Below are 24,963 nucleotides of genomic sequence, written 5' to 3'. Positions count from 1 at the left end.
CTCAGTTCGTGGCGACGGCGGGGGTTCCGACACGGTAGCTTTCCAGGAACTCCTGGAAGAGATCGACTTCGGCCACCTGACGCTGGATTGAGGTGAGGTCCGCGACGCCGATGGCGGCGTTCGGCCGCGTCAGGACGGCGAAGGCCTCGGCCCGTTCGGTTCCCGCCATGGAGTCGCCGAATCTTTCCGCGAGATCGGCAAGGCCCGCGCGATCGTCCGCGAGGGCGAGCGCGATGGCCAGCTTCAGGACGAGGTCCGTCCTCTGTGGATCGAGCGTCCCGCCGGAGGCCGGCTGCTCGCCGACGAGACGGCTAAGAGCCGCTGCGGCAACAGGCCAGTCCTCCGCCTTCCAGGCGATGTCGGCGCGCGCGATTTCGGCAAGATGGGAAGCATCGTCGCCAAGCGCCGCGAACGCGTCGGCCGGGCGCTCGAGTTCCGACAGCGCGCGGGCGCGGAGCAGCCGGCGTTCGGACACCAGCGCCTCCGGCAGTTCGCCCTCCATTTCGCTTTCGTCGAGAGCGTCCAGGGCTTCCTCGGGGTCGTTGTCGAGCAGACGGATGCCGGCCAGCCGTGCACCGACGCGCGCCTTCTCCTGCCCTTCCAGCCGTCCGGCGACCAGTTGCTGTAGAAGGTTGCCCGCCCGCTCCAGAAGGTCGACCTCCACCAACCTCTCGGCCAGCCGCTCCACGATGCGGTCGCTCTCGACGCCGGATGGCATCAGCGGGCGGTAATCTTCATAGAGCGCCATGGCGACAAGGGGCGACAGGGCGCTCAAGCCCTCTCCCGTGAACAGGTCGGCCACCACCTTCCGCCGGTGCTCGGTCAGTTCCTCCGCCGCGGGAAGCTCGGGGAAGTCGTCGAGCGCGCGGCCCCAGGTCTCCAGCGCCTCCCGGTGCTGGCCCGCCTGCCAATAGTAGCGGCCAAGCCGATCGAGGATGTCGAACTCCACCGAATCGCCCCGCCAGGCGTAGCGCAACCCTTCCAGCCGCTCCGCCGCTTCCCCGGCGGTGATCTCCCCGGCCGCGAGGCGAAGATCGACCAGACGCGCCTCGGCAAGCGTCCGGTAGAGCGCATCATCGCTTTCGGCCGCGCGGGCATAGGCCGCCCTCGCCGCGGCCTCTTCGTCCCGCGTCTCCGCGATGCGGCCGGTCATATAGGCGACGGCGGGCAACCGATCGGATTCGCCGTCCGTCTGCGTCGACAGATAGTCCAGGCGCTGTTCGGCGATCTCGATCGCGCCGGTCTCCAGCGCGGCCTTGGCAGCCTGGAGCGCGAATCGCTCGCGGAAGGGCGGCGGCTGAAGGCTGGTCAGATCGCCCGCGGCGGCGAACCCTTCGGCCGCCGTCGTCCAGTCCCCCCGGTCGGCGGCGAGCGAGGCGCGCCACAGTTCGGCTTCCGGAGATCGACTGAGCGCCGGCAGGGACAGATCCTCTTCCGCCCCGGCCTCGTCGCCGGCCAGAACGCGCGCCGCGCCGCGCAGCATCGCGAAATCCGGATTGGAGGCCAGGGTCGGCGCGGATTCGGCCATCAGATCGAGCTGGGCCAGAGCCTCCGGCCCGAACCCCTTGGCGAAGAAGAAGCGCGCGAGATCCAGCCTCGCCCGGTTCTTCTCCTCCTCCGGCGCCTGGGCCAGTTGGGCCTGAAGCTCCTGGCGACGCCGGTTGTACTGTCCGGGCTCCACCTGCCAGTCGGAAACCGGCAGGTAGAGCGCCTCGCCCGGAACGGCGGGAACCACCAGCGCGCCACGCCTGTCGACCGGCGTCGACAGGCGGAGACCGTCGGCGGTCGTGATCTCCACCCCTTCCCGGTCGATCCGAAGCGTGATGGCATCCGACAGGGGTTGCGCGACGAGACCCTGGGCCGAGGGCAGCAGAGCGACTTCGGCGAACCGGCGTCCTTCGGGTAGCCCTCGCCCCGCGTCGGGCAGCGGCGCGATCAGGAGCACATCGCCCATGACCGGATCGATGAGCCGGACCAACCCACCGGCCCCGTCAGCTTCCACGAAGAGGCGCGCGCCCATCGTGAAATCCGGTTGGGTGACGATGGAAAGAGGTTCCGAGGGCAATGGCGGGGACGGCGACCGCGTGACGATCCAGCGGTCCCCTTCCGTCGTCACGACCGTATCCTCCGGATCGCTCGGATCGATCGGGAAGCGCAGCGCGACGCCGCCTTCCGCAGGCACGATTTCAGCCTCGCCGAGCGCCTCTTCCGCCCCGTCCGCCAGACGGTCCGGGTCGATCCTGTCGGGCGATGCGAACACGACCCAGAGGCCGCCTGCCCGCTCGAACACGGCGGTCAGCGCCTCGGCGCCGGGATCGAAGACGGCGCGTTCCGGCCCCGCCGGCTCGGCCGTCTCCGGCGGCGGAACTTCCGCCCCTTCGCGGAGCAGCCGTTCGGCGATGGTGGGCTCGACGGCCGGTTCCTCCACCAGCGGAGGCGCGACTTCGGCCGGGGGAGCCTCATCTTCCGCAGGAGGCATCGCGATCGGCGGCGGCGAGGCGAGAGGAACGGGGTCTTGCACCACCACGGGTGCTTCTGAGGGAGTCTCAACCGCCTCCGCCTCCACCTGCGCGGACGGTCCGGCGGCGGGTTCGGGCTGCGAGAGTTCCAACTGCGAGAATTCGGGCGGCGAGGACTCGGCCTGCGCGAGTACCGGCGCGGGTTCGGGCAAGGATTCCGGCGCCGGCGGTTCTACGGCTGCCGGTTCCGCCACCGGCGGTTCGGGCACCGGCGGCGGCGCCACGTTGAGGGAATCGGGTACAACAGGGTTTTCGAGCGGTGCGCTTTGTCCTGCCGGATCAAGAATATCAACGACGATTTTCATGTCGTCCTTGAAGTGACGGATGCGCGAGTCGGCAGGAATGCCGAGTACGATGGCGAGGCCGTCATCGCCCGCCGCGGGCACGATGGTCCGGATATTGGAGAGCCGCCGCACGGGCGCCAGGGAAAGGTCGACGGATGCGGCGCGGTCGAAGGCGATGGTGACCGAACCGTCATGACGGTCGACGCTGTAATCGACCGGCGAGGTCCAGTCGAAGACGACGCGGCTGTAGCCGGGATGCTGGCCGGTGCGAATGCCGATGACGCCTTCTTTGGTCTCGGCGGGCGGCGCTTCGGTAAAGGTCGAGGGGCGGGAGCGGACCGGGCGGCGCTCGTTCCTCATGCTGAGCTGGATTGCGACGCCGGTGTCGGTGGGCGTCGCCTGGACATCGATCGGCCGGCGCGGATGCAGCACGACTTCCGTTCCGTCGCCGGATATCTCAGCCCCGGAAAGATAGTTGGCGAGGCGACGGGCCGGACCATCCAGCGAAGCGTCCACCGGCTGGTCGAAATCGAGAAGGATACGGTCGTTCCCGACGACGATCCGGGGATCGACGGGAGACCCGAAATCGAAGGTCAGCCGGCCGAACAGGCCTCGATCCTCGCCCTGCACCTCAGCGGCGTCGACCGCCGCCGATCCAAGGGCGACGGACAGCGAGACAAGAGCGACGTTGGCGCGGAAGATTCTGCGGAGCGACATGGCCGAACCATAGCATCGGGGTACGTCATCCGGCGACCCGTCCGGTTGCTTCCCCGCACGTGTCCCGCTCATCTCAGTCGAAGCTGGCGAGAAGCCGGTCGATCTCATCCTGGTCGATCGCGTTCTGCGGAAGTTGCGGCCCGTTCAGCAGCTTTTCATCGCCCTTCGCGTCCGATTCCTCCACCGGCTGCGCCGTCGCCTGGGCGCGTCCCACCTCTTCGCCCAGCACGCCGACCAGCGCTTCGATCTTCGTCTCGATATGCTTCAGCGTGCGGACCACCTTGCCGATGCGCTGGCCGGTGATGTCCTGGAAGTTCGAGGCCTCGAAGATGCCGGTCGAAAGGTCGAAGAGCTGGGAGCGGGCGGGCTCCTCCAGCCCTTCGGCAATCGTCTGGATCTGCTCCGCCGCGTCGAGGATGCGGCCCGTCGCCTCCTCCGTCGCGCCGACGATGGCGTCCAGCTCATCGGTCGCGGCGGGGATATGATCCAGGCGGATATCGTCCGGCCGGATCGCCGCGATCTCCGACCGGGCCGTCTGGATGTAGCCGGCGAGCGACTCCAGCTCCTGATAGATGCGGATATCCAGCGCGGTGATGTCGCCGTCCATCGACCCCATGACCTGGGCGACGATGTCCGCGATCTCCTCACGCGTCAGCGGCTTCTCCGACTCCCGCCTTGCCTCGTCGAGCCGACGAACGAGGCTGGGGTCTGAACCGGCTGTGGGCATCGCTGCCTCCTGGTCGTTGCGGCTGAGGCGCGCTTAGAAATTGCCCACAACGGCGCTGAGCTTCGTCTTCAGCGTGGCGGCGTTGAACGGCTTGACGATGTAGTTGTTCACGCCCGCCTGACGCGCCGCGATGACGTTCTCCGTCTTCGATTCGGCGGTGATCATGATGAAGGGCGTTTCCTTGAGCTTGGAATCCGCCCGCACTTCCTTGAGGAGCTGGAGGCCGGTCATCGGCTCCATGTTCCAGTCGGAGATGATCAGGCTGTAGGGCCGCTCCCGCAGCTTGTGCAGCGCCCCCGATCCGTCGGTCGCTTCGTCCACATTCTCGAAGCCAAGCTGCTTCAGGAGATTGCGGATGATCCGCAGCATGGTCTTGTAGTCGTCCACGATCAGGATCGGCATGGACATATCGACGGACATCGCGCTCTCCAGTGTTCTTCTTCGTTTTCGAAGACCGCGGAACCATCCGGCCGGGGCTCCGCGGAACAAGTGAAACCTTCGACCGGACCCTATGGGCCGGCAGTTAATTTCCTGTAAAAAGCATGGTTAATCGGCCGCGCTTCATTCCCCGAGAACGGGAAGGGTCTGGCGCTGGGCCAGTTCGGCCGTCACCTGGCGCGCGCGGTCGGGATTCATGCCGGCCATGATGGCGGCGGATTTCTGTTCCCGCATGCGGTCCAGCACGTTGATCAGCACGTCTATGTCCAGCCCGTTGAAGATCACGGCGGCATCGGCCGGACGCATGTTCTCATAGATGCCGACTAGGCTCTGGAACTGGCTTTCCTGCTGTTCGTCGAGAGTGCCCAGCATCTGCTGGATCTGCCCGCGAACCGCCTCCAGCTCCGCCATCTTCTCTTCCAGCCGCTGCTCCGCGACGGTCAGGAGCGCCTCGCGCTCATCCAGCGTTTGCGCTCGCTCTTCCAGGGATTGCCGCCTTTCGGAAAGATCGCGGAGGAGTTCGCGCTCGCTGCGCGACAGCTCGTCGCCCAGTTCGAAGGGGGCGGTTTCGGCGGGTGCTTCGGCTTCCACCTCCGCTTCCGGAGAGGTCATGGCAACGTCGACCGGCGTCTGCGGCGCGGCCTCCGGAGCCGGGATCTGCGGGCTGGGATCGGGCTGGCCGTCCTGCGCGCGGGTGGTCGCGCCGACGGCGACGAAACCGCCTTCGTCGAAGACGCGCACCAGTTCGCCTGTCCGGACGCCCAGCATCAGGACGGAGACGAAGATGACGCTGGGCAGAAGGCGCAGCTTCGGCATCCGCGGACGGAACAGTCGGGCGATGGAGGACAGGCGCGCGAAGGCTTCCGTCGCCGCGGCGACCATCTGGTGGGGATCGTGCGGCCGGGCCTGGGCGGATTCCGCCTTCGGCACGGGGGGGTTGGCGGCGGCGGCGTTCTCGGTCATGGCGTCACCGCATGTTCTCTATGGCTTTCAACAGGTCGCTGTCGGGCTGGGGCCGACCGGCGCGCCGCGCGGTGGAGGATTCCCCCTGGACCGCCCGCAGCAGCGGCTCTCCGCCCGGCTTCGCCGGCTGACGCGCCTGGGCGGACTTGCCCGCGCCGCTGGCGGCACCCTCCATCCGCGCCGCCACGGCTTCCGCCGTGTCGACCAGGAAGCTCAGCTCATCCTTCAGGGCCTGCGCGCGCTCGATATCCTTCAGCAGGGCGGCGCCGGTGTCTCCGGCAGCCTGACGCAGCCCCTTGATCCCGGCGTCGGCGCGGCCCGCAGCCTCGCCGAAGCTGCGGACGGCCTTCTCCAGCTCCGCCCTGTTGTCGCGCAGCTTGGACAGCCGCCGGTTCAGCACGGCGGCGTAGACGATGGTCGCGGCCAGCAGGATGACGATCAGGCTGTCCAGGATGAGGGGGTAATGTTCCTGCATCATCGCGGGAATTCCTCCTGCTTGGGCGCCTCGCCCTCGACACGGACGGCGATTGCGCCCTTGCGGCGGCCCATACGCCCCTGGAACATCGGCACCTCGCCGCAGCGAAGCTGAACCAGCCCTTCAGGCCTTGCGTTCAGCATGACCTGGGAGCCGACCTTCCAGTTCAGCACCTCGTGCAGCGGCAGCGAGACCTCGTCCAGCACCGCGCCCAGCGACACGTCGGTCTGCCACAGCTCACTGGCCAGATGGTTCTCCCAGATGGAATCGCGGCCGAACTTCTCACCCATGAACATCTGCAGCAGAAGCTCGCGCACCGGCTCCAGCGTCGCGTAAGGAATCAGCAGCTCCAGCCGGCCGCCGCGATCCTCCATGTCGATCCGCAGCTTCGCCAGCATGGCGGCGTTGCCCGGACGGACGATGGTGGCGAAGCGCGGGTTCGTCTCCAGCCGGTCGAACCGGAAGGTGACGGGCGACAGGGGATCGAAGGCGGCGGACAGGTCGGAGAGGACGACATGGACCAGCCGTTCCACCAGATTGCGCTCAATCGTCGTGTAGGGACGTCCTTCGATGCGCATCGCGGCGGTGCCGCGGCGGCCGCCCAGCAGCACGTCGACGATCGAATAGATCATCGCGCTGTCCACGACCATCAGGCCGTAATTGTCCCATTCCTCCGCCTTGAAGACAGACAGCATCGCCGGCAGCGGGATGGAGTTCAGATAATCCCCGAACCGGATCGAGGTGATCTGGTCGAGGCTGACCTCCACATTGTCGGAAGTGAAATTGCGCAAGCTGGTCGACATCATGCGGACGAGGCGGTCGAACACCACCTCCAGCATCGGCAGGCGCTCATAATTGACCATGGCGCTGTTGACCAGCGCCATGACGCCCGAATTGTCGCCGTCGCCTGCGCCGTTGGCGTCGAAGCCGAGCAGGCTGTCGATCTCATCCTGGTTGAGGATGCGGTTGGAGGTCGGCGCGGGCGAGGCCGAACCGTCCTCCTCCTCATCGTCCATCATGGCCGCCCATTCGGCGGCCATGGCGTCGTCGTCTTCTTCAGTCGGATCGGTCATTGACGGCTTCGCCTGAATCTGAGGGTCAGTTGACGATCATTTCGCGGAACAGCACTTCGCGGACATGGGCCGGATGGACGGCCGCGTTGACGCGGATAAGCAGTTCCTCACGCAGGCGGGCCAGCCCCGCCGATCCTTCGAGGTCCTGAAGGGTCAGTTCCCGCAGGTACATCTGGAAATTGTCGACGATCCTGGGCATCACACGCTCCACCAACGCCACGTCCTCGGCCTTCTCAAGCTCCAGAGTCGGGCTGATCTTGAGGAAGGTCTGGCGGCGGTCTTCGGTGTTCAGGTTCACGATGATGTTCGGCAGGTCGAAGAAATGTCCGGGCGTCGCCGCCACCACCGCCGGATCGGGCGCGGGCGGATGAAGGAAGCGGTCGAGCACGCCGCTGACATAGAGGCCAGCACCGCCGCCGCCCAGCACCAGAAGCGGCAGAACGACGAACAGCACCAGCTTCTTGCCGCTCATCTTCTTCCTGGGCAGGCTCTCGATCTCGACGTTGTCGAGCGCTCCGTCCGTGGCGTTGACCGTCATCCTTCGTACTCTCGCGCATCCCTTGGAAGACGAGGCGCACTCTAGCCAAGGATAGTTAACAACTTGTTGCGCCAAACGCGTCTGCCGCGCCGCAGCAACGCCGGGGCAGTTTCTGCCGGGCATCCGCTGCCAGGGCGGACGATATCGACCATCCAAAACCTTTCGGCGGCCTGCGTAAGAGATTGAAATTAAAAAAAATAATCTTCTGGCACGCCAACTGCATCAGGAAGGGCGACGGATCGACCAACCGCCAGGACGATAGAAGACCCGCGATGGAAACCGCTTCCTATATAGGCCTCTCCCTCCAGTCGGCGCTGAAGCGCCAGATGAACGTGGTGGCCAACAATCTCGCGAACATGAACACGCCGGCCTACAAGGGCCAGCACATGCTGTTCCAGGAATACCTGAACGGTCCCGGCCGCACCCCGACGGGATCGGAATCCGACCTGTCGATGGTGATGGACCAGGCGGTGGTCCGGGACAGCCGGCCGGGCCCGATCGAGCGGACCGGCAACCCGCTGGACGTGGCGATCGAGGGCGACGGTTTCCTGGTGGTCGATACCGTCGGCGGCCCCCGCTACACCCGCAGCGGCCATCTGGCCCTCAACAGCGAGCGGACGCTGGTCGACAGCAACGGCCTGCCGGTGCTGGACGACGGCAACCAGCCGATCCGGATCCCGGCCAACGCCACCGGCATCACCATCGACGGCGACGGCAATATCAGCGCCTCCACCGGCCCGATCGGCCGCATCCAGATGGTGACCTTCGCGGACGAGTTCGGCCTGACCCCGCTGGGCGGCGGCCTCTACGTCACCAACGAAGTGCCGGCCGACGCCGAGGAGGCGAACCTGGTGCAGGGCGCGATCGAGGGATCCAACGTCCAGCCGATCGCCGAGATGACCCAGATGATCGAGATCGCGCGCGCCTACCAGAAGACCCAGGGTTTCATCCAGTCCGAGCATGAGCGCCTGCGCACGGCGATCCGTCAGCTCGGCAAGATCGCTTAAAGGAGTAGTCGTCCCATGCGTTCGCTCAGCATCGGCGCCACGGGCATGCTTGCCCAGCAGCTCAATGTCGAAGTCATTTCGAACAACATCGCGAACATGACGACCACGGGGTTCAAGCGGCAGCGCGCGGAATTCCAGGACCTGCTCTACCAGAGCATGCGGCGGGTCGGCTCGGCCTCGTCCGACGCCGGCACCATCGTTCCCTCCGGCGTGCAGATCGGCGCGGGCGTCCAGACCGCCGCCGTCTACCGCATCCATGAGCAGGGCAACATGCAGGTGACGGACAACCCGCTGGACGTCGCGATCGACGGCAAGGGCTTCTTCCAGATCGAGCTGCCCGACGGCGAGATCGGCTACACCCGCGCCGGTTCGTTCCAGTTGAGCCCGGACGGCGCCGTCGTCACCGCGGACGGCTATACCGTCGTCGGCCCCGGCGCCGTGCCGGAGGACGCCGTCCAGATCCAGATCAACGAGAATGGCGAGGTCCTGGCGGCGGTCGACGGGCAGATCGAGCCGATCAATGTCGGCCAGTTCGAGCTGGCGACCTTCGCCAACGAAGGCGGGCTGCAGGCGATCGGCGACAATCTGTTCCTGGAGACCCCGGCGTCCGGGGGCGCGATCGCCGGCGTTCCGGCCACCGCCGGCTTCGGCAACATCAATCAGGGGATGCTGGAGACGTCCAACGTCAACATCGTCTCGGAAATCACGCAGTTGATCAGCGCCCAGCGCGCCTACGAGATGAACTCCAAAGTCATCACCACGACGGACGAGATGATGCGTTCCGTCACCAACATGCGCTAAGGGGGCCCGGACAATGAAACAGATCCTGGTCATGGTCTGCACTGCGGTGATCTTCGTCTGCGCCGTCGCCGGCGCCAACGCCGCGACCCTGCGCGGGCAAGCGGACATCGTCGGCGACCGGGTGGTGCTGGGCGACCTGTTCGCCGGCCTGGACGAGGCGCGGGCGGCGACGGTCATCGCCCAGTCCCCGCCTCCGGGCCGCAGCGTCACGCTGACCGCCGACTGGCTGGCCCGTGTCGCCCGCGCCTACCGGATCGACTGGACGCCGGACAGCCGCTATCAGCAGGTCACCGTCCGCCGACTGTCGCACCGGATTGGGTCCGAAACGGTGACCGAGGCCATTCGCGCCGAGTTGGACGACCGCGCGCCGACGGGCCGGATCGACATCCAGCTCGACAATCTGGCGCTGGAGATCCACCTGCCGACGGACGTGCTGCCCAGCCTGCGCATCCAGAACTTCGCCTATGACGGCGCCACCGGCCGCTTCGCCGGGGTCGCCGTGGCCCCTGCCGACGGCACGCCCGTCGTCCGCGTTCCGCTGTCCGGCCGCGTCGTCGGCATGGTGGAGGTTCCCGTCGTCACCAGCCGCATCGGCCCCGACGCCGTGATCGCCGCCACCGACATCTCCTGGATCGAGGTCCCGGCGGACCGCGTCGGTTCGGGCGTCGTCATGGATGCGGAGACGCTGGTCGGCCTCAGCCCACGCCGGACGCTGATGCCCGATGAGCCGATCCGCCGGCATGAGGTCGCCGCCCCGATCGCGGTGGAGCGCGGCGCGACGGTCACCATGGTGGTGCAGTCCGGCGCGCTGGTGCTGACCGCCCGAGGCCGCGCTCTGGACGAAGGCGCGGAAGGCGACGCGATCCGCGTCATCAATATCGACAGCAACAAGACGGTCCAGGCGGTCGTGACCGGCCCGGACACCGTCGCCGTCCCGGTGGGCGGCGGCGCGACCTTCGCCAGCCTGAACTAAGATCAGCCGAGCATCAGGAGCAAGACCGATGACCCGTCTCCCCCTCTCCTCCCCGGCCCGGCTGGTCCTGACCATGCTGGCGGCGCTGACCCTGTCGGCCTGCGGCGCCGGGGAGCGCATCGCCAATATCGGCAAGGCGCCCGACCTGTCGCCGATCAGCAATCCGACGACCGATCCCAACTACGTCCCCGTCCGGATGCCGATGCCCGCACCGCGGGTCGACGAGACCCAGCCGAACTCCCTCTGGCAGGCCGGTTCCCGGACCTTCTTCCGCGATGCGCGGGCGAGCCAGGTCGGCGACATCCTGACGGTGAACATCCAGATCGACGACGAAGCGTCGATCAGCAACGAGACCCAGCGCAGCCGCGCCAACAGCGAAAGCGCCGAAGCGCCGAATATCCTGGGCTATGGCGGGACGCTGGACGGCCTGCTGCCTGACGATCTGGATCTCGACAATCTGATCGATCTGGGCAGCGACAGCAGCAGCGCCGGCGCCGGTTCCGTCGCCCGGGGCGAGAAGATCGAGCTTCAGCTTGCCAGCGTCGTCACCGACGTGCTGCCGAACGGCAATCTGGTGATCTATGGCCGCCAGGAGGTCCGGGTGAATTTCGAGGTGCGGGAACTGGCGATCGCCGGCATCATCCGGCCGTCGGACATCACCTCCTCCAACACGGTCTCCTACGAGAAGATCGCCGAAGCCCGCATCAGCTACGGCGGCCGTGGCCAGATCACCGACGTGCAGCAGCCCCGCTACGGCCAGCAGCTCTACGACATCATCTTCCCGTTCTGATGGCGTGGGACTCGAGTGGCATAGCAGTTCTATAGTTCAGTACGATTCTCGGCATCCATGCGACAGCGCGGATGCCGAGAATCTATTTTCTTCCTAGCGGATGTTCGACGCATCGGTCCTTCGCCGCCTGTGAAGCGGCCATGGCCTATGGATTCCGGATCAAGTCCGGAATGACCAAAAGAAAACCTCGCTCCTCTCGGGCCGCCGTCGTTTCACGGATCAAACAAGCCTCGTCGGCCGTTTATCCGGCAAGAACAAATCACGGGTAACGGGCTCGGAAGGATCGAAACGATGGAATTCCTCTTCGGCATCATTTTATTGGCCCTGGATATATGGGCGATCATCAATATCGTCGGCAGCGGCGCCAGTACCATGGGCAAGGTTCTATGGGTGCTGGGAGTGCTGATCTTCCCGCTGGTCGGGTTCATCGTCTGGTTCTTCGCCGGGCCGAGGTCCGCCCGGGCGGCTATCTAAAGGCCGCCTGGACCTTCACCCTGAAACCAGCGGAAGCCGCAAATGCTCAACGAACTGGGCGAGGCCATCGGCAGCGCCATCGCATGGCTGACGGATGCGTTCTTCTCATTCTGGGAAATCGTCCTGGGCGTGTTCGACGGCTTCTTCGAAGGGCTGGCGGAGGGGCTGGGCATGCAGGAGGCCGGCCCCCTCGCCTGGCTTCTGCTGGCGGTCGGCCTGCTGCTCATCCTATCGGCGATACAGGGCTTCCTGCGCCGCTCAATCGTCGGGCCGATCATCCTGCTGGTGCTGGGATTCGGCCTGATCGCCTGGGCGATGGCCTGACGGGAACCCGAAGCGGGCCGGCAACGACGATCAGTCGTCCCGGTGCGTCCGCTCCAGCCGCTCATGCCGCTCCTGCGCCTCAAGGCTGAGGGTCGCGATCGGCCGCGCCTCCAGCCGGCGGACGGCGATGGGTTCCCCCGTCTCCTCGCAATAGCCGTAGGACGCATCCTCGACCCGCTGCAGCGCCTCGTCGATCTTCGAGATCAGCTTGCGCTCCCGGTCGCGGGTCCGCAGTTCCAGCGACCGGTCGGTTTCGCGGGAGGCGCGGTCGGTGATGTCGGGCTCCGAGATGCCGCCTTCCTGGAGATGGTGAAGCGTCTCCGTCGATTCGGCCAGAAGCTCCGCCCGCCATTTCAGCAGCTTCATGCGGAAATATTCCCGCATGATCGGATTCATGAATTCTTCGTCTTCCGAAGGTCTGTAGTCCGGAGGAACGAGCGTGGACGACATTCCAACCCCACCGACATTGGCTGAATCATGACTGCCAGGGGGCTACCCCCGAGGCGGCGCGACTATAGGTCGTTCGGTCGCTTACCACAATCCCGGGAATCTTCGCCATAGGCGAAGATCAAGCCATTGTAACAAAGGGGGTTTTCACTTGCCGGGGCGAGAATCCCTCAGGCCGGCATACTCAGCTTCGCAAGCTCCACCTGCACCCTCAGATCGATATCGTCCAGTATCTGGACCAGATGAGGGTCCTTGACCCGCGCCCGGCGGGAACGCGCCAGGACGGCCAGCTCTTCCAGCCGGTGCTTCGGCATCTCTCCCAGAAGCAGGGCCTGGCGCAGTTCCTCAAGCCGGTCGAGAAGCTCTTCGGCCCGGTCCGTCGCCTGCCGCCGGCCCAGCGCGTCCTCATCGACTTCCTGGAGGGCGATCAACGCGTCCACGGAGCCGATGGACGCCGAACCGGCGATCGATCCGGCGGTGCCGTGATCCCCGTCCCCAAGAGCGCTGGCGAAGCCGCCGGACCCGGAAGCGCCGCCGGATTTCGCCCGCTTGACCGGGGCGTTACGCAGAGGATTGGAGCCTTGGATCTTCATGGCGCGGATCATCGTGCATCATCGTTAACGGCGCGTTAAGCCCGGCAAAAGCTGCCGACCCTCGCCCGACATTCCTGCCCGGCAGGCAGCGCCTTCCGAACCAGCGCGTCCATAAATCTCATTCATATCAGCAAGATAGACGACGTCCGGAGTTGGCACGCCGCTCGCATCAGGAAGGACATCTGACGCGGAGAACGCTTTCGATGTTCCAAATCGCCCGTTTCGCCAAGCCATTGGCCACGATCCTTGCACTCGCGACGCTTGCCCTTCCGGCGCAGGCGCAGACGCGGATCAAGGACATCGTCGATGTCGAGGGCGTCCGCGACAACATCCTCATCGGCTACGGCCTTGTAGTCGGCCTCAACGGCACCGGCGACAGCCTGAACAACTCTCCCTTCACCGAGCAGAGCCTGGTCGGCATGCTGGAGCGGCTGGGCGTCAATGTCCGCGACGACACGCTGAAGACCGAGAATGTCGCCGCCGTGATGGTCACGGCCACGCTGCCCGCCTTCACCACGCAGGGCAGCCGGATCGACATCACCGTCTCCTCGCTGGGCGACGCGGAAAGCCTGCTGGGCGGCGAATTGCTGGTCACGCCCCTTCTGGGCGCTGACGGCGAAGTCTACGCCGTCGCCCAGGGCGCCGTGACGACCGGCGGCTACTCCTTCTCCGGCGATGCGCAGAGCGTCAGCCAGGGCGTTCCGACCGCCGGCCGGATCGCCGCCGGCGCCATCGTCGAGCGGGAGATCCCGTTCAGCCTGGCCGAGATGGGATCGGTCCGGCTGTCGCTGCGCAATCCCGACTTCACCACCGCGCGCCGGATCGTGGACGCGATCAACGGATTCATGGGCCTGCGCGTCGCGGTCGCCGACAATCCGGCCACCATCACCGTCAGCGTGCCGCCCAGCAGCACCGGCGGCGTGGTCGGCCTGATCACAGATATCGAGCAGCTTCGGGTGGTGCCCGACCAGATCGCGCGGGTCGTCATCGACGAACGGTCGGGCGTGATCGTGATGGGCGAGAATGTCCGCGTCTCCACCGTCGCCATCGCCCAGGCCAACCTGACGGTGCGCATCACAGAGACGCCGCAGGTGTCCCAGCCCAACCCGTTCGGCGAAGGCGACACCGCCATCGTCGACCGTACGCAGATCGATGTCGACGCCGACGAGGAACGCCAGCTGGGCATGTTGCCGGAGACGGTCAGCCTCCAGGAGCTGGTGACGGGCTTGAACGCTCTCGGCGTCGGGCCGCGCGACATGATCTCGATCCTTCAGGGGATCAAGGCGGCGGGTGCTCTCCAGGCCGAAATCGAGGTCATGTGATGGGTATCGAACAGCCCCTCACCTCCCTGCTGCCGATCGGGACGGCCGCGCCTGCGAAGGCGCCGACCCCGACGACGGATGTCGCGGCGGCGCGCCGGGCGGCTGAGGAGTTCGAGGCGGTCTTCCTGTCGCAGATGCTGGGACACATGTTCGCCGGCGTCGACACGAACGGCCCCTTCGGCGGCGGCCATGCCGAAGGCGTCTACCGTTCGATGATGATCAACGAATACGGCCAGATGATCAGCAAATCCGGGGGAATCGGGCTCGCCGACCAGGTGATGGCCGAGATCCTGCGAATCCAGGAGACCCAGACATGAACGCTTCCATCTTCCAGGCCGACTCCCTGATCCGGACCGTCAGCCACCTGATCGAGATCCTGGATCAGGAGGTGCAGTTCCTGCGCGCCATGCAGGCCCGCGACATCGGCGCTCTGCAAGACAGGAAGCTGCCGCTTATCGAGGAGTATGAGCGTCAGACGGCCGCAATCCGGGAGGACCGGTCGATCCTGGAGACGATCGATCCGATCCTGCGCGACGAGCTGCGCGACGTCACCAGCCACCTGAACGTGCTGATCGCCGAAAACGAGTCGGCGCTGCGGGCGGTGACGAAGGCCAACGAGAAGCTGCTGAAGACGGTGATCGACACGGTGCAGCAGCAGCAGACGCAGACATCGGGCTACGGCCCGCTGATGACCGGCAGCCGGGCGACCGTGTCGGCGCCGGTTTCCGTCCAGATCGACCAGCGCTTCTAATCCGGCTCACCCAACCAGGCGGCAGACGATGTCCCTCGCGCTTACCCTCTCCAACGCGCTCAGCGGGTTGCAGGTCAACCAGGCGGCCCTTCAGGTCACCGCGAACAATGTCGCCAACGTCAATACCGAGGGCTATTCCCGGAAGACGGTGGAGACGTCGAGCCGCGTTCTGGGCGGCCTTGGCGCCGGCGCGGAGATCACCGCGATCACCCGCGCGGTCAACCAGTTCCTGACCCGCGACGTGCGGACGGAAAGCAGCGCGCTGGGCGAGCGGCAGGTCCGCGCCGAATATTACACGCGGATGCAGCAGCTTTTCGGCAACCTTGGAGACAACACCTCGATCGGGGCGACGATCAACGATCTCGCCACCGCGATGGAGGATGTCGCGACCAACCCGGAAAGCGCCGCCCACCGGATCAACGCCGTCAATGCAGGCGTCGAGGCGGCGCGAAGCCTGAACGACCTTGCAGACAACATTCAGGAGATGCGCGGGCAGGCCGATCAGGAGATCGCCGCTGCGGTCGACCTGATCAACACCCAGCTTGAGATCATCGCGGAGCTGAACGTCAAGATCTCGAACAACCGGGTTCAGGGCCTTGGCACCGCCGATCTGGAGGACCAGCGCGACCTCGCCGTCAACTCCGTCGCCGAGCATATGTCGATCCAGTATTTCGAGCGGGCGAACGGCCACCTGGTGGTCCTGACGAAGAATGGCCAGACGCTGGTGGAGACGCAGGCGGCGACGCTGGGCTATTCCCCGACGACGGCGATGACGCCGGAGCAACGCTACCTGCCGCCCAGTCATCCCGACTATCCGGGCGGGCTGTCCGGCATCATCCTGAACCCCACGCCCGGCGCCTCGCCGGCCAGCCAGGGCGCGCGGGACCTGACCGGAAGCCTGGGCGCCGGCCGCCTGTCGGGTCTGCTGGAGATGCGCGACCGCACCCTGTCGGATCTGGGCAGCCAGTTCGATGAGTTGGCCGCCCGGCTGCGTGACGAGATAAACGCCATCCATAATCGGGGCGTGGGCTATCCGGGATCGCCGGAGCTTTCCGGGACGACCAAGCTGCCCCAGGGCGGCGCCACGACGATCGAGGGGACGGGGATCGTCCGGATCGGGCTGACCGACGCCGACGGCAACATGGCGCCGGGATATCTGGATCTGGACCTGTCGACGGTCAACACGGCCGCCGACGTGGTCGCGGCGATCAACGGCGTCGCGGGCATGTCGGCCAGCCTGGACGCGGCCGGCCGGCTGACGGTCAGTTCCACCACGCCGGGGATGAACGTGGTCATAGCCGATGATTCCGCCGCGCCCAGCGAGATCGCGGTAGGCGGCGGGTCGCGCGGCTTTTCCCACTTCTTCGGGCTGAACGATTTCTTCAGCCAACCGACGAACTACAACAGCTTTACCGGCGACATCGTCAGCCCGTCGATCCGGTCGACCACATCCGGCGCGCTGACGATCCAGACCGGTACCGGAAGCTTCAACGTCGCCTACACCAACGGCATGCGGCTGGACCAGATCGCCCAGGCGATCAATGACGGGCTGTCCGGCCAGAATGTCCATGCCGAGGTCCGGCAGGTGACCGGCGGCGCGCGGCTGGTCATCACCGGCCCCGCCGGCCAGGACATCATGGTCACGGATTCCGTCACGTCGGGCGGTCTTCTAGATACGCTCAACATGCGGCCGTCCATCATCGGCGCGGCAGAGGACCTTGCCGTCCGCGCGGACATCGTCGACAGCCCCGACAAGCTGTCCCGCGGCGTCCTGCTGGGCAACGCCACCGACGGCTATTACGTCAGCTCAGCCGACGCCGAGATCGCGCGGGACCTGGCGGCGGTCTTCTCCGACAAGCTGAGCTTCAGCGGGGTCGGCGGGCTGTCGGCCGTCGACGCCACGCTGGCCGATTTCGGCGCGTCGATCCTGTCCTTCAACGCGACGAACGCCGCCGCCGCCCAGACCGAGCTGAGCTACCAGGAAACCCTCCACCGCAACCTGAAGGACAAGGCCCTGTCCTTCAGCGGCGTCAACATGGATGAGGAACTGTCGAACATGGTGGTCTACCAGAACGCCTACCAGGCCTCCGCGAGGCTGGTCCAGGCGGCAAGCGACATGTTCGACGTCCTCGTCAATCTGGGCCGGTAAGGAGACGCGGAGATGACTCGGGTCGCCACATACGCACAGCATCTGCTGACGCAATCCTATTTCACCGACACCCAGACACGGCTGAAGGACGCCCACATCCAGCTAGCCAGCGGCAAGGTCGCCCAAAGCTACGACAAGCTGGGGATAAGCAGCTTCCAGCTAGTGACGCTGGAAGCCAAGTACGATCGCGCCGAACAGTTCAGCGACAATATAGACCGCGCGCTGGGTCGGATGGACATAATGGAATCCACCATGGCCACCCTGGCGGAACGGGCGACCTATCTTCAGGGGCAGCTTTCGACGGCGCTCAGCGCCACGAATGCGGACGACATCGCGCTGGAGGCGATGGCGAGCGGCTTCCTCAAGGAAGTCGCCAGCCTGCTGAACCTGGAGCATGAGGGGCGCTATCTCTTCGCCGGCAGCAGGGGCGACGTGGCCCCGGTCGACGTTTCCTCGACGACCTACACCGCGACCTTCGATGTCGGCGACGCCACCACGGCCGACGCCTTCTCCATCCGCATCCTGGGGACCAACAATTTCCAGCCGATCACCGTCGGCGCGCCGGCGCTGCCGGCCGCGGACGGCAACGCGCTGGCCGCCGCGGTCAATGCCGAGTTGACGGCGGCCGGCGTGACGGGCGCGACCGCGAGTTGGGTGGGCGGAGCGACCAACGGCAAGCTGGTGATCACCGAGACGCAGGGACGTCCGATCAGCGCCGCCTCCCTGACAGCCGCCGGCGCGGAGATCGATCCGGACGGCGTCTCAATCCAGCAGGAATATTTCCGCGGCGACAGCATCGAGGCGGTCGTGCGCGCCGATGAGGGATTCGAGGTCAGCTACGGCAGCACCGCCGACGAGCCCGGATTCGAACAGCTCGTCAGGGCGCTTTCCTACGTCGCCTGGGCCGGCGGGTCTGACGTCGAGCCGAGCGAGCGGGACGAGGCGCTGACCCAGGCCTTCGACCTGACCAAGAAGGCCATCGACGGTATCGCGGAGTCCCGCAGCTCGCTCGGCGCAAGCTATTCGGTTCTGGAGGCGGCCAAGCAGGGCCACCAGGATTTCCTGACCTACGCCGGCAACGCGATCTCAGGCATCGAGGATGCCGACGTGGCGGAGGTGATGACCCGGATCGCCGCCGACGAGACGCAGCTCCAAGCCTCCTACATCACCATTTCGCGGCTGTCCTCGGTCAGCCTTATCGACTTCCTCAGGTAGGGAAGAACCCAGCCGCGGCGGGGTCAAGTTGAACCGGCGCCGTTAACCCTGTCGTAAGAAGGAAGAGGGTATGATGTTCTCCATGGCACACCAGTCTCTCGCAGTCGCCGCGACCGTCGGCGCCGCTCCGCCCGCCGATGGCGACGATGTCGTGATCGTCAAGAGCCGCTATGGCGACTATGAGGTCCGCCGCGATCATCTGATCACCTTCCCCAAGGGGTTGATCGGTTTCGGCGACCAGCGCCGGTTCGCGCTGCTGGACCTGCCCAATCCGGGTGCCGACCGGTTCAAGCTGCTCCAGTCGCTCGACGATCTGGCGCTGGCCTTCCATGTCCTGCCGCTGCAGCCGGAGACGAGCGGTTTCGACGCCGCCGACATCGCCGCGGCCGTTGGCCCGATGGACATCAAGGCGGAATCCCTCGCCGTCCTCCTGATCGTCACGCTGCGCCGCGCCGGCGACGGCGTCGAGTTGACGGCCAACATGCGGGCGCCCCTCCTGGTCGACGCTAACTCCCGGACGGCCCATCAGCACGTCATCGCGAACGAGAAATACTCCCTCCGCCAGCGGCTGAACTAACGCCCCGGCGCAACGCGAACCGAAGCCGGCGGCCGCGCGCCGCCGGTCTTCCTTTGCCTGTCATATCTCGATCACGTCATCCGGCGACAACGGCCTGACCGGCGGCTCCAGCGGCGGTTCGCGCCGGGGAACCAGGATGTCGCCATCCTCGGTGATCCGGGGGATGCCGTATCGGGGCAGGTCATCGACCCATTGCTGGAGCCGGTCGGCCACGGCCGCCAGATCGTCCAGCGCCTGGGACAGATCTCCCCAACCGTCCGATGGGGTGTCCTCGGCGGCGGCCGGCACGGAAAGCAGACCGATCGCGACAATCAGCGATGGAAGCCAACGGGCCATTCTCACGCTCCCCGGCCAAATGAAATCGACCATCCGAACGATCCTCCGGAAATGTGGCGGAGGGACGACAAACAGCGGTCCTCGCAGCTCCGTTTCATGCGCCGTTAAGGTTTGGCGCGTATCCTTCACCAGTATGCGATCCGCCGGACAACGAGGCCGGCCAGCATGAGAAGGACGATCGCCGCGCATGTTCGAATTGCTTTTCGTGGCCTGCATCGGAACCTATTGTTCGCTGGAGCCGATCCCCATCGCCTATCCCACGGAAGACCGCTGCGTCATCGCGGCCGCGATGACCGCGGGCCGGATCAGGGGTCGGCTCGGATTGGCCGGGAGCCTCGACTACCGCTACAACTGCCAGACCTCCGGCGAAGAAGGTCAATGGTACGCCGTCGTCGACGGAGAGGCCATGGCGATCAACTTCCAGTACAAGATCGTCGAGCAACGCTGAACGCCGGCTTGGCGGATCGGGATATCCGTGGTCCTCTATCCTTGGGAAGGCGAGGCGGGGGCCATGGCCGATCATAGCGCACTTCATCGGATGCACGGCATCAAGGAAGCTCCGGTCGACAGCGCGACGGTTTTCGAAAGCGGGCGATGCGCCCATCTCCACGGCTGGTGGGCCGCGTGCGAAGCCGGCGAGCCGCCACCGAAGAAGGCTTTCGACATCACCGACCATGGCGGCATCGTCGCCCATCTTTTCCTGGTCCAGAGAAATGCGTCCGGCTTCACCTTCCGCCTCTATGGCGAAGAGGCGATCCATATACTGGGCGTCAATCCCTCCGGCATGAGCGTCAGGACGTTCAGCATGGAGCGCTATGGCTACGATCTGGAGGAATACTACCGCACCGTCTGCGACAGCCGCCGGTGCTATCGCTGCAGCGGGCGGCTTGCGATGGCGGCGCGGGAGCATTTCCGGTTCGAATCCGTCGATTGTCCGCTGACCGACGCCGCAGGCGGGATCAGCCATATTATCGGCGTCATAGACCTGATCGAAAGGGTCAACGCCCCTGCCCTTGCGGAAGGCGACGACGAACGGCGTTAGGGATGGTCTCAACCTTCAGCGGGCTCCGGATTTCGGCCCCGCCCACGCAACCGGATCGGCGTTCAGCCGTTTGTTGATCCGATGAGCCCTGTTCAAGTCACGTCGACGGAGAGGCCGGACCACGTGATCCTGATCGTGGAGGACGACCCGATAATCGCCCGGCATATCCGCGCGGTGGTCAAGGGTCTTGGCCACGGCAGCGTCGAAACGGCGGCCGATGCGGAAACCGCCTTGTCGAAGGCGCTGCGGACGCCGCCGACGATCGCGTTCCTGGATGTACGGCTGCCGGGCGGCATCGACGGAGTCACCGTCGGCCGTGAGTTGCATCAGAAATACAGAACCACGCTGATCTTCGTGACCGGAAGCCTGGACGAGGCCGTCAGGCAAATGGCCGATCCGGGCGTCTTCTTCATAGGCAAGCCCTTCCGGGATCAGGAAATCGTCGAGGCGCTGGCGATGGCCACCGCCGCCGAACGACAGGCCGCCGACGGCGAGCCGTAGAACGGGGAGAGCGCCATGTGGGAGGAAACGGCCACACCGACATTCGACATTCTCCTGAGGCTGGGGGCGGCGGCCGTGGCGGGGATGATCCTGGGCATCGACCGGGAGGCCCGGGGCAAGCCGGCCGGCCTTCGCACCCATATCCTGATCGCCGTCGGAGCCGCCGCGACGACGCTTGTCGGGTTCGAGCTCTATCGGACGGCAATCGAGATCAGCGGCCAGAGCCGCAGCGATCTTCTGCGGATCATCGAAGGCGTCATCGCCGCTGTCGGATTCCTCGCGGCCGGGGTGATCATCAACGGGCGGGGCGAGGTCCACAACATGACCAGCGCCGCGAACATCTGGATCTGCGGGGCGATCGGGATCGCCTGCGGCGGCGGCTATTTCACGATCGCCGGAATCACCTTGGCGCTGGCGATCCTGGTGCTGACGGGACTTTATGCCGTCGAACGAATGTTGGGCCGGAAAAACGGTTCGGCGACGAAGGATGGGTAGGCCGCGGGCTGGCGCCAAGGCTATAGTCGCTTCCCACCTCACCAGAACCAAGGAAGCCCCATGCGCGCCATCTTCGTCATGATGAAATGCGATCTGGGCAAGGCCTACGACGTCGCGGCGCAGGCGGTCGACACGATCGAGCAGGTGTCGGAAGTCTATTCGACCTCCGGCGAATACGACCTGCTGGTGAAATGCTACCTGCCCGGCGACACCGATGTCGGCAGGTTCGTCACCAGCCAGTTGCAGACCCTGCCCCATGTCCGGGACACCTACACCATCATCACCTTCAACGCCTTTACGTGACCGCCCTCTATCGCGGCATGACCGCCGAGGCGCTGAGCTTCGAATACAACCTCCGCGCCCGCACCCCCGACCATCCCGCCTTCATCGCGGGATGGGAAACGGGAAGCATTGCGGCCGGCGAGACGCTGCGCGGACGCCGCGACCTGCCCTACGGGCCGGGGCCTAGGCGGAAGATCGACATCTTCCCGGCGGCGAAACCCGACGCGCCGGTGCTGGCCTTCATCCATGGCGGCTACTGGCAGAATATGAGTCGGGAGATGTTCCACTATCTGGCGCCGACCTTCGTGGAGAACGGCGTCACCTTCGCCGCCATCGGCTATGCGCTCTGCCCCGACGTGACGCTTCCGGCGCTAGTCGACGAAGTCCGGGAGGCGATGGGCTGGCTGCACGCCAATGTCCGGGACCATGGCGGCGATCCCGACCGGCTGCACGTCGCCGGGCACTCGGCCGGCGGCCATCTTGCCGCGATGATGATGGCGACCGGCTGGGGCGAGCGGGGCCTGCCCGCCGACATGATCAAGAGCGGCTGCGCGATCAGCGGCGTCTATGACCTTGAGCCCGTGCGGCACACCTATCTGAACGACGTCCTGAAGCTGGACGCCGGAACGGCGCAGGCGGTCAGTCCGATCTTCACCCCGCCACGTGGCGGCGCGCCCCTGATCTGCGCCGTGGGGGCGCACGAACCGTCGGAGTTTCTTCGCCAGCAGGACGATTTCGCCACGGCATGGCGATCGGCCGGCATGAATGTGCATATAGTCGACCTGCCCGACAGGCACCATTTCAGCGCCGTCAACGCGCTGGGCGAAGCCGATCATCCGCTCCATCGGACGGTCCTGGCGATGATGGGGGCGTAAGGTCAGGCAAGAGCCGCCGCGACGGCGTCCAGCAGAAGGTCGATATCCCGCGCCTCGTGATAAAGGCCGAAGCCGACGCGCAGCCGGTCTCCCCGCACGTCGGTGACGACCCGCGCTTCGGACAGAATTCGATGAAGTTCGGCGGCCCGGTCGGTTCGGAAGGTCAGGAAATTGCCCCGGCGCGGCTCATCCAGCGGGACCATCAGCAGGCCGGGATCGAGAGCGGCCACCGACCGCGTCCGCAACCCCTCGACGAACAGGCCCTGGAGGGCGTGGGCATGGGCGTGGATATCCGCGACCGAAACCCCGAGGCCTTGAAGCCAGCCCATCACCGCGTTGAGGCGATAGAGGCCGACCGGATCGAAGGTCGCGCCCATGAAGCGCATCGCGTCCGAGGCGTAGCCGACGCCGCTCTGCCGTTGGGAAAGGGCGAAGAAATCGGCATACCAGCCGGTGTCGCGTGGGCGGGCGCCATAGCCCGGCGGACAGGCCATGAAGCACGCGCCCTCACCGGCCATGGCGTACTTGTAGCCGCCGGCGATGTAGAAGGCGCGGGAAGACAGGGCCGAAATGTCGGTCGGCATCGCCATGAAGCCGTGATAGCCGTCGATCGCGACCAGCGTCGCCGGATCGGGCGCGGCCTTCACCATCCGTTCCAGATCGCCGATCGCGAAGCCGGAATTGAAGAAGACCTGGCTGAAGAAAATGAGGTCGTGGCCGCCGCGCGACGCCGCTTCGGCGAACCGGTCCTCGAACGTATCGAAGGGTTCGGTGGAAATCCGCTCGACCTCCAGCGCCCCTTCCTCCTCAAGCCGCGCCGCCTGGCGGGTGAAGCTGTGGAATTCCGAATCGGTCGTCAGAACGCGCGGTGCGCTGGTCGCCGGCAGGCACGAGAAAAGCCGCCGCACAAGATCATGTGTGTTGGGAGCGAAGACGATCGCGTTCGGATCGCCCACATTGAGAATGCGCGCGATATGTCGCTGCGCCTGGGGGACCACCTCTCCGAATATCGTCGACCATTTGTCGTCCGCCAGGACGGCCGCCTGCTCCCATGCGGCCGATTGGGCGGCGCGCGTGACATCCGGCCACAGGTGATGGCTGTGGGCGGCGGCATGGAGCCGGCCGGGCGCGGCGTTGAGGAAACAGGAGAAATGCGACTTCAGGCGAAGCATCCGATTCCCATAGCAGGCGCGGGGAGTGAGGGCGAGGAAAGGCTGACATTGGCCGCCGCGTCGTCCATATAGGGGCGCGACTTGCGGACGCCGCATATCATCGGAAGCTTCTGGCATGACTGTTCTCGTTACCGGCGCGGCCGGCTTCATCGGTTTCCATACCTGCCGGGCGCTGCTGGCGCGGGGCGAGACCGTGGTCGGCGTCGATAACCTCAACGACTATTACGACGTCCGGCTGAAGCAGTCGCGGCTGGCCCGGCTGGAGGGCGAGCCGGGTTTCTCCTTCCACAAGGCCGATGTTTCGGATCGCGAGGCGATGACGGCGGCGGTGGACGCCCAGGACGATCTGTCCGGCATCATCCACCTGGCCGCCCAGGCCGGCGTCCGCTATTCGCTGGAGAACCCCTACGCCTATGTCGAGGCCAACGTCATGGGCCAGCTCGTGATGCTGGAGGCGGCCCGGCGGGCGAAGGGGCTGAAGCATTTCGTCTACGCCAGCTCCTCCTCCGTCTATGGCGGCAACACCGAACTGCCCTTCGCCGTCGACCAGCGCGTCGATTCGCCGGTCTCGCTCTATGCCGCGACCAAGCGGTCGGGCGAGCTGATGGCCCATACCTACAGCCATCTCTACCGGATGCCGACGACGGGCCTGCGCTTCTTCACCGTCTACGGCCCCTGGGGCCGGCCGGACATGGCGGCCTACCTGTTCGCCGACGCGATCGAGGCCGGGCGGCCGATCCGGGTGTTCAACAACGGCCAGATGCGCCGGGACTTCACCTTCATCGAGGACATCGTGGCGGGCGTGCTGGCGGCGCTGGACCATCCGCCGGCCGACGATGGCGCAGCCCCGCCCTTCAAGCTCTACAATCTCGGCAACAGCCGGACTGAGGAGCTGAGCCATTTCATCGAGGTCCTTGAGACCGCGCTGGGCAAGAAGGCGGTGCGCAGGCTGGAGCCGATCCAGCCGGGCGACGTGCCGGCCACCAGCGCGGACATCGAGGCGAGCCGCCGCGAACTGGGCTTCGACCCGAAGACGCCGATCGACGTTGGCATTCCGAAGTTCGTCGAATGGTACAAGGATTACGTTCGCGGCCGGAACTGAG

Annotated in this window: 30 protein-coding genes; 19 read left to right on the top strand and 11 right to left on the bottom strand. The window is 66.2% G+C overall.

Features of this window, described 5'->3' with window-relative positions; translation table 11 throughout:
- Position 1: 1 nt before the first annotated feature.
- The 7 genes from AAFN89_RS08125 to AAFN89_RS08095 all read right to left on the bottom strand — a co-directional run bounded on the left by AAFN89_RS08125 (position 2) and on the right by AAFN89_RS08095 (position 7,734).
- Positions 2–3,520 carry a hypothetical protein gene (locus AAFN89_RS08125; RefSeq protein WP_347537830.1) on the bottom strand — a complete coding sequence of 1,173 codons (3,519 nt, stop codon included), beginning with the start codon at positions 3,518–3,520 and terminating at the stop codon, positions 2–4.
- A 73-nt stretch (positions 3,521–3,593) separates the two neighbouring features.
- Complete coding sequence (locus tag AAFN89_RS08120; protein WP_347537828.1) at positions 3,594–4,247, bottom strand: protein phosphatase CheZ; 654 nt, start codon at positions 4,245–4,247, stop codon at positions 3,594–3,596.
- 33 nt (positions 4,248–4,280) lie between these two features.
- On the bottom strand, positions 4,281–4,667 hold the full coding sequence (locus tag AAFN89_RS08115) for a response regulator (protein ID WP_347537826.1): 387 nt from the start codon (positions 4,665–4,667) through the stop codon (positions 4,281–4,283).
- A 141-nt stretch (positions 4,668–4,808) separates the two neighbouring features.
- A complete protein-coding gene (locus AAFN89_RS08110) occupies positions 4,809–5,648 on the bottom strand; it encodes a hypothetical protein (RefSeq protein WP_347537824.1) in 840 nt (279 codons plus the stop codon).
- Between the two features lie 4 nt (positions 5,649–5,652).
- Entirely contained in the window at positions 5,653–6,126 is a 474-nt protein-coding gene (locus tag AAFN89_RS08105; protein ID WP_347537822.1) for a DUF6468 domain-containing protein, read from the bottom strand.
- Complete coding sequence (gene fliM / locus AAFN89_RS08100) at positions 6,123–7,196, bottom strand: flagellar motor switch protein FliM (RefSeq protein ID WP_347537820.1); 1,074 nt, start codon at positions 7,194–7,196, stop codon at positions 6,123–6,125. The genes AAFN89_RS08105 and fliM overlap by 4 nt, the downstream gene beginning before the upstream one ends.
- Before the next feature lie 25 nt (positions 7,197–7,221).
- Complete coding sequence (locus tag AAFN89_RS08095; RefSeq protein ID WP_347537817.1) at positions 7,222–7,734, bottom strand: flagellar basal body-associated FliL family protein; 513 nt, start codon at positions 7,732–7,734, stop codon at positions 7,222–7,224.
- A 272-nt stretch (positions 7,735–8,006) separates the two neighbouring features.
- Here AAFN89_RS08095 and flgF point away from each other — a divergent pair, with 272 nt between their 5' ends.
- From flgF to AAFN89_RS08065, 6 genes are all read left to right on the top strand, one after another.
- Entirely contained in the window at positions 8,007–8,741 is a 735-nt protein-coding gene (flgF, locus tag AAFN89_RS08090) for a flagellar basal-body rod protein FlgF (protein ID WP_347537815.1), read from the top strand.
- Between the two features lie 15 nt (positions 8,742–8,756).
- Positions 8,757–9,542, top strand: coding sequence for a flagellar basal-body rod protein FlgG (gene flgG / locus AAFN89_RS08085; RefSeq protein ID WP_347537813.1), 786 nt, complete (start codon positions 8,757–8,759; stop codon positions 9,540–9,542).
- Positions 9,543–9,555: 13 nt separating this feature from the next.
- Positions 9,556–10,515, top strand: coding sequence for a flagellar basal body P-ring formation chaperone FlgA (gene flgA, locus AAFN89_RS08080; RefSeq protein WP_347537811.1), 960 nt, complete (start codon positions 9,556–9,558; stop codon positions 10,513–10,515).
- 28 nt (positions 10,516–10,543) lie between these two features.
- The gene (gene flgH, locus AAFN89_RS08075) at positions 10,544–11,305 is read left to right on the top strand and encodes a flagellar basal body L-ring protein FlgH (protein ID WP_347537809.1); all 762 of its coding nucleotides are present in this window, start codon (positions 10,544–10,546) and stop codon (positions 11,303–11,305) included.
- Between the two features lie 291 nt (positions 11,306–11,596).
- Positions 11,597–11,779 (top strand): PLD nuclease N-terminal domain-containing protein, encoded by a 183-nt coding sequence (locus AAFN89_RS08070; RefSeq protein WP_347537807.1) that lies wholly within the window; start codon positions 11,597–11,599, stop codon positions 11,777–11,779.
- 42 nt (positions 11,780–11,821) lie between these two features.
- Positions 11,822–12,103, top strand: a complete 282-nt coding sequence (locus tag AAFN89_RS08065; protein WP_347537805.1) for a hypothetical protein — start codon at positions 11,822–11,824, stop codon at positions 12,101–12,103.
- Positions 12,104–12,133: 30 nt separating this feature from the next.
- Here AAFN89_RS08065 and dksA read toward each other — a convergent pair whose 3' ends face one another.
- Positions 12,134–12,553 carry an RNA polymerase-binding protein DksA gene (gene dksA, locus AAFN89_RS08060; protein WP_347537803.1) on the bottom strand — a complete coding sequence of 140 codons (420 nt, stop codon included), beginning with the start codon at positions 12,551–12,553 and terminating at the stop codon, positions 12,134–12,136.
- A gap of 167 nt (positions 12,554–12,720) precedes the next feature.
- On the bottom strand, positions 12,721–13,155 hold the full coding sequence (locus AAFN89_RS08055) for a flagellar assembly protein FliX (RefSeq protein ID WP_347537801.1): 435 nt from the start codon (positions 13,153–13,155) through the stop codon (positions 12,721–12,723).
- A gap of 191 nt (positions 13,156–13,346) precedes the next feature.
- Here AAFN89_RS08055 and AAFN89_RS08050 point away from each other — a divergent pair, with 191 nt between their 5' ends.
- From AAFN89_RS08050 to fliW, 6 genes are all read left to right on the top strand, one after another.
- Positions 13,347–14,465, top strand: a complete 1,119-nt coding sequence (locus AAFN89_RS08050; protein ID WP_347537799.1) for a flagellar basal body P-ring protein FlgI — start codon at positions 13,347–13,349, stop codon at positions 14,463–14,465.
- Positions 14,465–14,782: a rod-binding protein gene (locus tag AAFN89_RS08045; RefSeq protein ID WP_347537797.1), complete on the top strand. Its 318-nt coding sequence runs from the start codon at positions 14,465–14,467 to the stop codon at positions 14,780–14,782. The genes AAFN89_RS08050 and AAFN89_RS08045 overlap by 1 nt, the downstream gene beginning before the upstream one ends.
- On the top strand, positions 14,779–15,216 hold the full coding sequence (locus AAFN89_RS08040) for a hypothetical protein (RefSeq protein ID WP_347537795.1): 438 nt from the start codon (positions 14,779–14,781) through the stop codon (positions 15,214–15,216). Before AAFN89_RS08045 ends, AAFN89_RS08040 begins: the two co-directional genes overlap by 4 nt.
- A gap of 28 nt (positions 15,217–15,244) precedes the next feature.
- Complete coding sequence (gene flgK / locus AAFN89_RS08035) at positions 15,245–17,365, top strand: flagellar hook-associated protein FlgK (RefSeq protein ID WP_347537792.1); 2,121 nt, start codon at positions 15,245–15,247, stop codon at positions 17,363–17,365.
- A 12-nt stretch (positions 17,366–17,377) separates the two neighbouring features.
- Positions 17,378–18,580: a flagellin gene (locus tag AAFN89_RS08030; RefSeq protein ID WP_347537790.1), complete on the top strand. Its 1,203-nt coding sequence runs from the start codon at positions 17,378–17,380 to the stop codon at positions 18,578–18,580.
- An 82-nt stretch (positions 18,581–18,662) separates the two neighbouring features.
- On the top strand, positions 18,663–19,157 hold the full coding sequence (gene fliW / locus AAFN89_RS08025; protein ID WP_347537788.1) for a flagellar assembly protein FliW: 495 nt from the start codon (positions 18,663–18,665) through the stop codon (positions 19,155–19,157).
- A 60-nt stretch (positions 19,158–19,217) separates the two neighbouring features.
- Here fliW and AAFN89_RS08020 read toward each other — a convergent pair whose 3' ends face one another.
- The gene (locus AAFN89_RS08020; RefSeq protein WP_347537785.1) at positions 19,218–19,493 is read right to left on the bottom strand and encodes a hypothetical protein; all 276 of its coding nucleotides are present in this window, start codon (positions 19,491–19,493) and stop codon (positions 19,218–19,220) included.
- Between the two features lie 187 nt (positions 19,494–19,680).
- Here AAFN89_RS08020 and AAFN89_RS08015 point away from each other — a divergent pair, with 187 nt between their 5' ends.
- The 6 genes from AAFN89_RS08015 (at position 19,681) to AAFN89_RS07990 (ending at position 22,688) form a co-directional block, all read left to right on the top strand.
- Positions 19,681–19,941: a hypothetical protein gene (locus AAFN89_RS08015; RefSeq protein WP_347537783.1), complete on the top strand. Its 261-nt coding sequence runs from the start codon at positions 19,681–19,683 to the stop codon at positions 19,939–19,941.
- Positions 19,942–20,004: 63 nt separating this feature from the next.
- Positions 20,005–20,535: a hypothetical protein gene (locus AAFN89_RS08010; RefSeq protein WP_347537781.1), complete on the top strand. Its 531-nt coding sequence runs from the start codon at positions 20,005–20,007 to the stop codon at positions 20,533–20,535.
- A 123-nt stretch (positions 20,536–20,658) separates the two neighbouring features.
- Positions 20,659–21,036 (top strand): response regulator, encoded by a 378-nt coding sequence (locus AAFN89_RS08005; protein ID WP_347537779.1) that lies wholly within the window; start codon positions 20,659–20,661, stop codon positions 21,034–21,036.
- Between the two features lie 15 nt (positions 21,037–21,051).
- Complete coding sequence (locus tag AAFN89_RS08000) at positions 21,052–21,531, top strand: MgtC/SapB family protein (protein ID WP_347537777.1); 480 nt, start codon at positions 21,052–21,054, stop codon at positions 21,529–21,531.
- A 60-nt stretch (positions 21,532–21,591) separates the two neighbouring features.
- Entirely contained in the window at positions 21,592–21,834 is a 243-nt protein-coding gene (locus tag AAFN89_RS07995) for an Lrp/AsnC ligand binding domain-containing protein (protein WP_347537775.1), read from the top strand.
- A complete protein-coding gene (locus AAFN89_RS07990) occupies positions 21,831–22,688 on the top strand; it encodes an alpha/beta hydrolase (RefSeq protein ID WP_347537773.1) in 858 nt (285 codons plus the stop codon). The genes AAFN89_RS07995 and AAFN89_RS07990 overlap by 4 nt, the downstream gene beginning before the upstream one ends.
- Positions 22,689–22,690: 2 nt before the next feature.
- Here AAFN89_RS07990 and AAFN89_RS07985 read toward each other — a convergent pair whose 3' ends face one another.
- Positions 22,691–23,860: an aminotransferase class V-fold PLP-dependent enzyme gene (locus AAFN89_RS07985; RefSeq protein WP_347537771.1), complete on the bottom strand. Its 1,170-nt coding sequence runs from the start codon at positions 23,858–23,860 to the stop codon at positions 22,691–22,693.
- Positions 23,861–23,975: 115 nt separating this feature from the next.
- Between AAFN89_RS07985 and AAFN89_RS07980 the strand changes: the two genes are divergently transcribed.
- Positions 23,976–24,962, top strand: a complete 987-nt coding sequence (locus AAFN89_RS07980; protein WP_347537769.1) for an SDR family NAD(P)-dependent oxidoreductase — start codon at positions 23,976–23,978, stop codon at positions 24,960–24,962.
- Position 24,963 lies beyond the last annotated feature (1 nt).

Origin of the sequence: Inquilinus sp. CAU 1745, assembly GCF_039839375.1 — a bacterium.
In the GTDB taxonomy this organism is placed as follows: Bacteria; Pseudomonadota; Alphaproteobacteria; order DSM-16000; family Inquilinaceae; genus JBDOQU01.
This window is presented reverse-complemented; position numbering and strand designations above follow the sequence as displayed.